Here is a 10,649-nt window from a genome sequence, read left to right as displayed (position 1 = left end):
GAGCTCCCGGGCCGCCTCCGCGCATTCCTGCACGGCGGAGAACTGCGGCCGGCCCACGGCCGTCATCATGCGGGTGGTGCACATGGCGCCGGGTCCCACGCCGACCTTGACGATGTCCGCGCCGGCTTCGACCAGGTCGCGCACGCCGTCGGCGCTGACCACGTTGCCGGCGACCACCGGAACCTGCGGGTCCAGGCTGCGGACCGCTTCGAGGGCGTCGAACATCTTGCGCTGGTGCCCGTGGGCTGTATCAACCACCAGGACGTCCACCCCGGCCTGCAGCAGCGCCTCGGCCTTGGCGCGGACGTCGCCGTTGATCCCGACGGCGGCGGCTACCTTCAGGCGGCCCTGCGGATCCAGCGCGGGGGTGTAGATGGTCGAGCGCAGCGCGCCGGCACGGGTGAGCGCGCCGACCAGCACGCCGTCGTCGTCCACGACCGGCGCAAAGGACGCCGAGGCCGAGTCGAACAGGTCGAAGGCCTGCCGCAGCGCAGTGTCCGCCCCGGCGTCGAACATGGAGGCATCAAGCAGCAGCGGGTGGGCCGCCATCACCGACTCCAGCGACGCGTAGCGGTCCACGCCCTCACAGTCCTCGGCGCGCACCACGCCCACGCACTTGCCGGCGTCGTCCACCACCGCAACCGCGCCGTGCGCGCGTTTGTCCATCAGGTGCATGGCATCGATCACGGTGTTGCCCGCGGTCAGCTCCAACGGCGTTTCGAAAACGATGTGGCGGTCCTTGATCCACCCGGTGACCTCTGACAGCACGTTCAGCGGGACGTCCTGCGGCAGCACGGCCAGCCCGCCGCGCCTCGCCATCGTCTCCGCCATGCGGCGGCCGCTGACGGCGGTCATGTTCGCCACGACCAGGGGAATGGTGCTCCCGGTGCCGTCGCCGGCTGACAGGTCCACATCCAGCCTCGACGTGATATCCGAGCGCGAAGGCACCAGGAAAACGTCCGAGTAGGTCAGGTCGGTCATCGGCTCGTTGATCAGGCGCATGGCTGCTCTCTTTCCTCGTCGCCGTGCAGGCCGGGGCGGCCAGGTGGCGCGGTGGCCGGTCGGGTAGGTGGGGCTGCGGGCCAGGGGTCCGGATCCGTTGTGTCCGTGCGCTGCCGGGGCTGCGCACGGAGGGCGGTCCGGCCGCCTGCATATTTCCCGGCTCCCCTGAAAGTCTAGGGCCGTCCGGCCGCGGGACGAATCGGCACGAAGTTCCCCCGCTTAAACGCTAAAGATTAGCCTGCGTTGGGAAAGTGTCATTAGACTGGCAACTGGTCCAGATCTAGTGCGCGGCAGATGCGCACTCGCAATTCCGCTGCTGGCCGGCAGGTTCGGAAGGCAGCCAAGGGAAGCGCGTGATCTGCAGGGCAAGCGGCAATTCACGGAAGAGGCGTATCACAAGTGCCAGAGCATCCCAACCTTCGTCTACCCGAAGAATTCGGCGGTAACGAATGGCTCGTTGACGAGATCTACGAGCAGTACCTCCAAGACAAGAATTCCGTGGACAAGAAATGGTGGAGCATCTTCGAGGCGGCCAACGGCGGCGACGGCAGCCCGAAAGACACTGCAGCTTCCCCGGCGGGCGCCTCCGCGCCTTCCCGCCCCGCCGCGGCTAATACCGCGCCCCAGGCCTCGGGCGAGAGCACGGCCACGGAGCAGGCCGGAACCAAGCCGATTCCCGCCGACAATGAGCCGGCCCCCAACACCTCCACCAACAGCTCCGCCGCCCCCGCCAAGCCTGCGGCGAAGGCCGAGCCGGCCGAGAAGGCCGAGAAGGCCGAGGCCAAGCCTGCCCCGATCCCCGCCCAGTTGCCCAAATCCGCGCCCAGCGCACTGGCCGAAGAAGACACCGTCTCCGTGCTGCGCGGCCCGGCCAAGGCCATTGCCACCAACATGGACGCCAGCCTGAGCGTGCCAACCGCGACGACGGTGCGCGCGGTTCCCGCCAAGCTGCTGATCGACAACCGCCTGGTGATCAATTCCAACCTGGCCCGCGCCCGCGGCGGCAAGGTCTCCTTCACCCACCTCATCGGCTACGCCGTGGTCAAGGCGCTGGGCCAGTTCCCCAGCCAGAACGTCCACTACGCCGAGATCGACGGCAAGCCCGCCGCCGTCCAGCCGGCCCACGTCAACTTCGGCATCGCGATCGACATGCCCAAGCCGGACGGAACCCGCCTGCTGGTGGTGCCGAACATCAAGCGCGCCGAAACCATGAACTTCTCCGAGTTCTGGCACACCTACGAGGACCTGATCAAGCGGGCCCGCGCCGGGAAGCTCACCGCCGACGACTACGCCGGCACCACGGTTTCGCTGACCAACCCGGGCGGCATCGGCACGGTGCACTCCGTCCCCCGGCTGTCCAAGGGCCAGGCCACCATTGTGGGCGTCGGTGCCCTCGAGTACCCCGCCGAGTTCCGCGGCGCCAGCGAACGGACGATCGCCGCACAGGGCGTCGGCAAGATCATCACGCTCACCTCTACCTACGACCACCGGGTCATCCAGGGTGCCGGCTCGGGCGAGTTCCTGCGCCTGATCGAATCGCTGTTGCTGGGCGAACAGGGCTTCTACGACGAGATCTTCGAAGCGCTGCGTATCCCGTACGAGCCGGTCCGCTGGCGCCCGGACAACCAGGTGGACGTCGACCTGCAGGTCAACAAGGTGGCCCGCATCCAGCAACTGGTGCACGCCTACCGCGTCCGCGGCCACTTGATGGCGGACACCAACCCGCTGGAGTACGTCCAGCGCAAGCACCCGGACCTGGACATCAACACGTACGGGCTGACCCTCTGGGACCTGGACCGCGAATGGGTCACCGGCGGATTCGGCGGCAAGGACCGCCTGAAGCTGCGCGACATTTTGGGCGTGCTGCGTGATGCCTACTGCCGCACCACCGGCATCGAATACATGCACATCCAGAACCCGGCCGAGCGGGAGTGGTTCCAGAACGAACTGGAACGCGAGTACGCCAAGCCCAGCCGCGAGGAGCAGTTGCGCATCCTGGGCAAGCTCAACGCCGCCGAGGCGTTCGAAACCTTCCTGCAGACCAAGTTCGTGGGCCAGAAACGATTCTCGCTGGAAGGCGGAGAGTCCCTGATCCCGCTGCTTGATGCGGTGATCTCCGACGCCGCCGACGACGGCCTGGACGAAGTGGCCATCGGCATGGCCCACCGCGGCCGGCTGAACGTGCTCACCAACATCGCCGGCAAGACCTACGCACAGGTCTTCCGCGAGTTCGAGGGCACCCAGGACCCCCGCAGCGTCCAAGGCTCCGGCGACGTGAAGTACCACCTGGGCACGGAAGGGAAGTTCACCTCCGACAACGGCAACGAGACCAAGGTCTACCTGGCCGCCAACCCTTCCCACCTGGAGGCCGTCGACCCGGTGCTCGAGGGCATTGCCCGCGCCAAGCAGGACCGGCTGGACAAGGGCGACGAGTTCCCGGTGCTGCCGATCATCATCCACGGAGACGCCGCCTTCGCCGGCCAGGGCGTAGTGGCAGAGACCCTGAACCTGTCACAGCTGCGCGGCTACCGCACCGGCGGCACCGTGCACATCGTGGTCAATAACCAGGTCGGCTTCACCACGTCGCCGCACGCCTCGCGGTCCTCGGTGTACTCCACCGACGTGGCAAAGATGATCCAGGCCCCGGTCTTCCACGTGAACGGCGACGACCCCGAGGCCGTGGTCCGCGTGGGGCAGCTGGCCTACGAGTACCGCCAGCGCTTCCACAAGGACGTCGTCATCGACATGGTCTGCTACCGCCGTCGCGGACACAACGAGGGCGACGATCCCTCGATGACGCAGCCGATGATGTACAACCTCATCGAAGCCAAGCGCTCCACCCGCAAGCTGTACACGGAGGCTCTGGTGGGCCGCGGCGACATCACCCAGGACGAAGCCGACCAGGCCCTGCGCGACTACCAGGAACGGCTGGAGCGGGTCTTCGCCGAGACGCATGCGGCGCAGACCTCGCCGATCCCGGTCATCACCAAGGACTCCGCCGCCGTGTCCGACCTGGAGCGCCCGCTCTCCCAGCAGACCGAGGACAGGGCCGATGTGCCCGCCGGCACCGCCGTGTCCGCCGAGATGATGGCCCGGATCGGCAAGGCGCACGTGGAAGTACCGGAGGGATTCTCCGTCCACCCGAAACTGAAGGCGCTGCTGGAGCGCCGCGAGCAGATGTCCCGCGAGGGCAACATCGACTGGGGCTTCGGCGAACTCGCGGCCTTCGGCTCGCTGCTGATGGAAGGGGTGCCGGTACGCCTTGCCGGCCAGGACTCCCGCCGCGGCACCTTCGTGCAGCGTCACGCGGTCTTCCACGACCGCGTCACCGGCGAAGAGTGGGCGCCGCTGAGCCACCTGTCCGACGACCAGGCCAAGCTGTGGATCTACGATTCGCTGCTGTCCGAGTACGCGGCCATGGGCTTCGAATACGGCTACTCGGTCGAGCGCCCGGACGCACTGGTGCTGTGGGAGGCCCAGTTCGGCGACTTCGTCAACGGTGCCCAGACGGTGATCGACGAGTTCCTCTCCTCGGCCGAGCAGAAGTGGGGCCAGCGGTCGTCGCTGGTGCTGCTGCTGCCGCACGGCTATGAAGGCCAGGGCCCGGACCACTCGTCGGCCCGGATCGAGCGGTTCCTGCAGATGTGCGCCGAGGACAACATGATCGTGGCCAACCCGACCACCCCGGCCTCGCACTTCCACCTGCTGCGCCGCCAGGCCTACAACCGTCCGCGCAAGCCGCTGATCATCTTCACCCCGAAGCAGCTGCTGCGGCTGAAGGCTGCCGCGGCCAAGGTGGAGGACTTCACCAGCGGCACGTTCCAGCCGGTCATCGGCGACGTTCAGGACCTCAACGGCCAGGACGTCGACCGTGTGGTGCTGGTCTCCGGCCGGCTCTACTACGACCTGCTGGCCGCGCGCCAGAAGAACTCCGACACCAAGACGGCGCTCGTCCGGGTGGAACAGCTCTACCCGCTGCCGGTTGACGAGATCAAGGCGGAACTGGCCAAGTACCCGAACGCGGAAATCGTCTGGGCACAGGACGAACCGGCCAACCAGGGCCCGTGGCCCTTCATGGGCCTGTACCTGCCCGACGCCCTGGACCGTCAGCTGCGCCTGGTTTCCCGCCCGGCCTCCGCTGCCACCTCCACCGGCTCGGCCAAGCGCCACGCCGCGGAGCAGGATGTCCTGGTCAAGAAGGCCTTTGAACGCCGCTAAGTAAGATGGCGGGCGGGGTGCCGCAGGGCGCCCCGCCCACTTTCGTTTAAGCCCGCTTCCTATCCGTCGAACCAGAAAGCTACCCGTGGAGCAACGCAGAATCAGGATCGCCGCCGTGGGTGATCAACTGCTGGCCGGAGTGGGCGACCCGCGCGCCCTCGGCTGGCTCGGCCGCACCTTGGCCCGGACCAACCCGGACCCAGCCACCCTGGAATCCTTCGTGCTGGCCTCGCCCAACGAAGGAACGGAGGAACTGGCCGGCCGCTGGCTGCAGGAAGCCGGACGGCGTTTCGATGACGGCTTCGAAAACCGGCTCGTCATCGGGCTGTCCGGCCGCGATCTCGAGCTCGGACTATCCACGGCGCGCAGCCGGCTCAACCTGGCGAACATCCTCGACGGAGCGGCGCAGCTGAGCGTCAAGGTCTTCGTCGTCGGCCCGCCGCCGGGACTGGACCCGGACCGCAACATCCAGCTGGCCGAGCTGTCCACCGCCTTCGGCGATGTCACCACCCGGCGCAAGCACGTCTTCGTCGACACGTTCACGCCGCTGTTGAACCACGAGCAGTGGCGCACCGACCTGGCCAGCAACGGAGGGGCCCCCGGCCAAGCGGGCTACGGGCTGCTGGCCTGGCTGGTGCTGCACCGCGGGTGGTACCCGTGGCTGGACCTCCCCGAGCCTTTCTGAGCGGGCGCGCAGGACACGGGCGTGCCGTGCAGGCCCTGAACACCGCCTCGGCGGGACCGGAAAACGCTCCGGTCCCGCCGTTCCGCTTTAAGGACGCGGTTCCGGCCCTTGCGGTCGCGGCAGTCGCGATATATCGTGTCCTGCATCACAAGATATATCGCGTTTAGAGCGGTTTATCGCCAGAGGCAGGACAGGCCATGAACGATACGTGGAGCATCGACGGCCCCCGGACGATCGACGTCGACGATGTCCGTTCGCTGCGGGCATCCATCGTGAAGGGGCGGCTGGACATCATCGTCCATGACGAGCCGACGGTCCGCGTCGAGGTCTCCGAGGTCTCCGGATCACCCCTGGAGATGACCCTGCGCAACGGCACGCTGGAGATCAGCCACGGCAAGGCCGGCGACGGCCCGCTGGGTTTCCTCGCCCGCCGCGTCAACCTGGTGCTTCCCGGAGCCCGGGACGAAGCGGTGATCAGTATTGGCGTTCCCCGGGATCTGCCCGTCAAGGCCGCCACCGTCAGTGGCGACGGCCTGGTGTGTGGCACCGCGGCCGGGGCGGATGTCAGCACGGTCACCGGGTCCATGATGGCGGACGACACGGCCGGCATGCTCACCGTCAATACGGTCAGCGGCGAAATCATCGTCCGCGAGCACAGCGGGAATCTGGTGGCCAAGAGCGTCTCCGGCGAAATCACCGCCTCGGGCTTCCTGGGCCATATCCGCGCCAGCACGGTCAGCGGCGACCTGGGTTTCGATTTGCACGGCGCCCCGGAGGACTTGGCCGTCAATTCCGTCTCCGGCGACGTTACCGTGCGCGTACCGGAGGAATGCGGGGTGGACGTGGCTGCTTCCTCGGCCACCGGCAGCATCACGGTGAACGACCAGAAGTTTTTCGGACTCTCCGAGAAGGTGAAAACCCGGATCGGGCCGGAAGGACCGGGGCTCACTATCCGCTCCACCACGGTTTCGGGCACCTTGGCGGTCTTCCACCGGGACAACGCCGGAAGCCAGGTCGGTTGATGACTCCGGTCTTCGCGCATGGCGCCTTGCGGCTCTACCTGCTCGCGCTGGTGGCGGAGGGCGACAAGCATGGTTATGACATCATCCGTGCCCTCAGCGACCGGTTCGGCGGCACCTACTCCCCCAGCGCGGGCACCGTCTACCCCAGGCTGGCCAAACTTGAGGAGGAAGGGCTGGTGATCACCTCCTCCGATGGCCGGCGCACGGTGTACAGCATCACCGACGCCGGGCGGGCGGAGCTGGCTGCCCGCCGGGAAGAGCTGGCCGGAGTCGAAGCCGACATCTCTGCCTCGGTGCGGCGGCTCGCGGACGAACTGCGGGAGGAACTGCGCAGTTCAATGAAGGGGCTGCGGGCCGACCTTGCCGCCTCGGCCGAGGCCGCCCGCACCAACGCCCGGAAGTCGCCGCGGGCGGCCGAGGCCGCCGGACAGCGCACGGTGAAGGAACTGGAACACCTGCTCAACGATTTCCGCGACGACGTGAGGGTGCACTTGCGCCGGCGGACCGCGGCCGGCACCGTGGACGAAGTCGCCGTGCAGACCATCAGGACCGTGCTGGAGCAGGCCAAGGCCTCCATCACGGCGGCCCTGCGCTGACCGCTCCGGGCCTTCCTCCGGTTAGGAGGTGGGGCAGGCATATGACAGACTGGTGCGCAGTTCTTTTTCGTCCAGCAAAGGAGGCAGCCCATGAGCAAGCGAGCACGCAAGCGCCGCGACCGTAAGCGCGGCGGCGCAAACCACGGCAAGCGCCCCAACACCTAAGCAGTCGCCAACAGCCCGCGCGGCTGAGGCTGCTGAGACAAGAACCCCCGCACCCGGTTTGGGCGACGGGGGTTCTTTCGTTGTTCCCTGCGCGTTCCCTGCAGCCAGGACGCGGCAGGCCCGTTACACGGTGTCGGTTTCCCTGATGTGGCTGATCCTGTCCAGAATCCGTTCCTTGAGCGTCTGTGGTGCGTGCTCCTGGCAGGAGCGCTTCACCACCGAGCGGATCAGGCACTCCAGGTTGTGTTCTTCGGCGCATTCGGGACAGCTGTCCAGATGCGCCTTAATCTCCGCTAGGTCATCGCGGGAGAGTGCGCCGTCGACGTACTCGTAGATCCGCTGCATCCGGTCGTCTTCGCAGTCGCCCAGTCCGTGGCAGTCGCTCATGTGCCGTTCTCCTGTTGTGTCCCCACCGCCGCCGCGGCGTTTTTCTTGTCCTTGGTGCCTGACATGCCACGTTCGTGCGCATAATCTGCGAGCAGTTCGCGCAGCAATTTGCGTCCCCGGTGCAGGCGGGACATCACGGTGCCGATGGGGGTGTTCATGATTTCCGATATTTCCTTGTACGCGAAGCCCTCCACGTCCGAAAAGTAGACGGCCAGCCGGAATTCCTCCGGGATCGCCTGGAGGGCGTTCTTCACGTCCGAGTCCGGCAGGTGGTCCAGCGCCTCCGCTTCCGCCGAGCGGAGCCCGGAGGAGGTGTGCGCGGCAGCCTGGAACATCTGCCAGTCCTCGACCTGGTCCGTGTTGGACTGCTGCGGCTCGCGCTGCCGCTTCCGGTAGAGGTTGATGTACGTATTGGTCAGGATCCGGTAGAGCCAGGCCTTCAGATTGGTGCCCGGCTTGTACTGGTGGAAGGCCGAAAACGCCTTGGTGTAGGCCTCCTGCACCAGGTCCTCGGCGTCGCTGGGGTTGCGTGCCATCCGCATCGCCGCCGAATAGAGCTGGTCCACATACTGCATGGCGTCGCGTTCGAACCGGGCACGGCGCTGGTCGGCGGTTTCCGTCTGGACGTCGACCTGATCCGGCTCCCCCGCCGTGGCGGGGTTGGCGCGGTCCTGGGTGGCGTCCGAATTCTCAGTCGTCATTGGCTCCCAGTCTACGCTGGGCTGCCCTGACGCCGGGGCGGACGCAGCGCCGGCAACCGGGCCTGCGCGGCCCCGTTCGGCAAGCGCTGTAGGCACAGGATCTCCCTCCGTTTCGACACCTTGCCGGCCGGAGACAACGCACCGGCCTTCCTCTCATGGCTAACCGCCGACGAGCCGCAACTATTCCCCGCCGGCCGCGGTAAACGGCCCCGCAAGGTGTGCGGTGCCAACAAAAGTGCCAGACTAGTGTCCAGTGCCACCTTCCCGGGGCCTGGCTCCGGGAAAGGCGCAGATCCTTCGACGCACGCTGACAGCCAGGAGGCTTCCATGTCAATCGTCCGCCTTGCCGCCCGCCCGCTGCTGGCCACAAGCTTTGTAGCTACCGGAATAGACCGTCTGCGCCACACCGACGAAACCGCGGTGTCCCTGCGGCCGCTGGTCCAGCAGACAGAATCCGTCCTTCCCGCGGCTGGCGCCCTGGCCGGGCAGGAGAAGCTGATGGCCCGCGCTATCGGCGCGGCCCAGGTGGGAGCAGGTGTGCTCTTGGGCATGGGCAAGTTCTCGCGGCTCGCGGCTGCCGTACTGGCCGGCACCACAGCCCTCAATACCGTGGTGGATTACCGCGCCGCCGATTCCGCAACGCCGGAAGCCAGGCGCACCCGCCGCAACCAACTCTTGAAGAATCTGTCCTTGATCGGTGCGGTCCTGCTCGCCGCTGTGGATACCAATGGCCGGCCCGGCCTGGTGTGGCGGGCCGAGCACCTTGCCGCTGACGCCCGGCGCAACGTCCGCTCCATCGGCAAAGACGCCCGCCGCAATGCCGGTTCTATCGGCCATGACGCCCGGAAGCAGCTGAAGAAGGCCGAGCGCGCGGTGCGCGAAGCCACGGCGGACGTGGTGGCATCCTGAACGCAATGCCCCACGCTGCCAACCACTGGCCCGCCCCCTTCGCGGAGCGGCCGATCGATGCAACAGTAGAAGTCCCCGCCTCCAAGTCCCTCACCAACCGTTACCTGGTGCTCGCCGCGCTGGCCGACGGCCCCTCCCGGCTGCGCTCCCCGCTGCACTCGCGGGACACCGTTCTGATGGTGGAGGCGCTGCGGTCCCTGGGGGCCGGCATCACGGAGACGGAGGGCGACGGCCGGTTCGGCCCGGACCTGTTGGTGGAACCGATCGACCCGGCGCGCCCGCTGGGAGCTGCCCGCATCGACTGCGGACTGGCAGGCACGGTCATGCGGTTCGTGCCGCCCCTGGCGGCGCTGTGCAGCGGCGCCGTGGAGTTCGACGGCGACCCGGCGGCGCGGCGCCGGCCCATGTCCCCCACCATCGACGCACTGCGCCGGCTGGGCGTGGACGTGGACGACCGCGGGCTCGGCAGCCTGCCGTTCCGCGTCACCGGCGCGGGTGAAGTGGCCGGAGGCCACCTGGCGATCGATGCCAGCGCCTCCTCGCAGTTCGTTTCCGCCCTCCTGCTGGTCGGTCCCCGTTTCCGCGACGGACTGCACCTCGAGCACACCGGCGACCGCGTGCCGAGCCTGGACCACATTTCCATGACGGTGCGGCTGCTGCGGGACCTGGGCGTGCGCGTCGACGACTCCACCCCCAACCACTGGGTGGTCTCCCCGGGCCCGATCCGTGCCTTCGATACCCGGATCGAGCAGGATCTTTCCAACGCCGGCCCGTTCCTGGCCGCCGCCCTGGCCACCCGCGGCCGGGTCAGGATCCCCAACTGGCCCACTGCCACCACCCAGGTGGGCGACGCCTGGCGGGACATCCTGCCGCGGCTGGGCGCCACGGTCACGCTGGAGGACGGCACCCTGACCGTCACCGGCGGCGCCTCGATCACCGGCGCCGACCTCGCCGACACCAGCAG

General features: G+C 67.9%; 10 protein-coding genes. 7 read left to right on the top strand and 3 right to left on the bottom strand.

Features of this window, described 5'->3' with window-relative positions:
* The coding region (locus AC5RUJ_RS05735) for an IMP dehydrogenase (RefSeq protein ID WP_494155661.1) at nt 1-1,002 on the bottom strand (1,002 nt) is incomplete at its 3' end.
* A gap of 399 nt (nt 1,003-1,401) precedes the next feature.
* On the opposite strand from AC5RUJ_RS05735, the gene AC5RUJ_RS05730 reads away from it, so the two are divergent.
* The 5 genes from AC5RUJ_RS05730 (at nt 1,402) to AC5RUJ_RS05710 (ending at nt 7,688) form a co-directional block, all read left to right on the top strand.
* On the top strand, nt 1,402-5,220 hold the full coding sequence (locus tag AC5RUJ_RS05730; protein WP_494128943.1) for a multifunctional oxoglutarate decarboxylase/oxoglutarate dehydrogenase thiamine pyrophosphate-binding subunit/dihydrolipoyllysine-residue succinyltransferase subunit: 3,819 nt from the start codon (nt 1,402-1,404) through the stop codon (nt 5,218-5,220).
* 85 nt (nt 5,221-5,305) lie between these two features.
* Nucleotides 5,306-5,905 carry a GDSL-type esterase/lipase family protein gene (locus AC5RUJ_RS05725; protein ID WP_494000156.1) on the top strand — a complete coding sequence of 200 codons (600 nt, stop codon included), beginning with the start codon at nt 5,306-5,308 and terminating at the stop codon, nt 5,903-5,905.
* A 197-nt stretch (nt 5,906-6,102) separates the two neighbouring features.
* Complete coding sequence (locus tag AC5RUJ_RS05720; RefSeq protein WP_494128944.1) at nt 6,103-6,927, top strand: DUF4097 family beta strand repeat-containing protein; 825 nt, start codon at nt 6,103-6,105, stop codon at nt 6,925-6,927.
* Nucleotides 6,927-7,523 (top strand): PadR family transcriptional regulator, encoded by a 597-nt coding sequence (locus tag AC5RUJ_RS05715; RefSeq protein WP_494000158.1) that lies wholly within the window; start codon nt 6,927-6,929, stop codon nt 7,521-7,523. Before AC5RUJ_RS05720 ends, AC5RUJ_RS05715 begins: the two co-directional genes overlap by 1 nt.
* Nucleotides 7,524-7,613: 90 nt before the next feature.
* The gene (locus AC5RUJ_RS05710) at nt 7,614-7,688 is read left to right on the top strand and encodes a 50S ribosomal protein bL37 (RefSeq protein WP_369299106.1); all 75 of its coding nucleotides are present in this window, start codon (nt 7,614-7,616) and stop codon (nt 7,686-7,688) included.
* A gap of 123 nt (nt 7,689-7,811) precedes the next feature.
* Here AC5RUJ_RS05710 and rsrA read toward each other — a convergent pair whose 3' ends face one another.
* Together rsrA and AC5RUJ_RS05700 are read right to left on the bottom strand one after the other, a co-directional pair.
* The gene (gene rsrA, locus AC5RUJ_RS05705) at nt 7,812-8,075 is read right to left on the bottom strand and encodes a mycothiol system anti-sigma-R factor (protein WP_493979048.1); all 264 of its coding nucleotides are present in this window, start codon (nt 8,073-8,075) and stop codon (nt 7,812-7,814) included.
* Nucleotides 8,072-8,776 carry a sigma-70 family RNA polymerase sigma factor gene (locus tag AC5RUJ_RS05700; protein ID WP_494012455.1) on the bottom strand — a complete coding sequence of 235 codons (705 nt, stop codon included), beginning with the start codon at nt 8,774-8,776 and terminating at the stop codon, nt 8,072-8,074. The genes rsrA and AC5RUJ_RS05700 overlap by 4 nt, the downstream gene beginning before the upstream one ends.
* A gap of 327 nt (nt 8,777-9,103) precedes the next feature.
* Here AC5RUJ_RS05700 and AC5RUJ_RS05695 point away from each other — a divergent pair, with 327 nt between their 5' ends.
* Complete coding sequence (locus tag AC5RUJ_RS05695; RefSeq protein WP_494012456.1) at nt 9,104-9,685, top strand: DoxX family protein; 582 nt, start codon at nt 9,104-9,106, stop codon at nt 9,683-9,685.
* A 5-nt stretch (nt 9,686-9,690) separates the two neighbouring features.
* Nucleotides 9,691-10,649, top strand: a 959-nt coding sequence (locus AC5RUJ_RS05690) for a 3-phosphoshikimate 1-carboxyvinyltransferase (RefSeq protein ID WP_494155660.1), incomplete at its 3' end; no start/stop codon positions are given.

It is taken from the genome of Arthrobacter sp. Y3223164, from assembly GCF_059091005.1.
The sequence above is the reverse complement of the archived record's forward strand: the minus strand, read 5'-3'. Positions and strand labels throughout refer to the sequence as shown.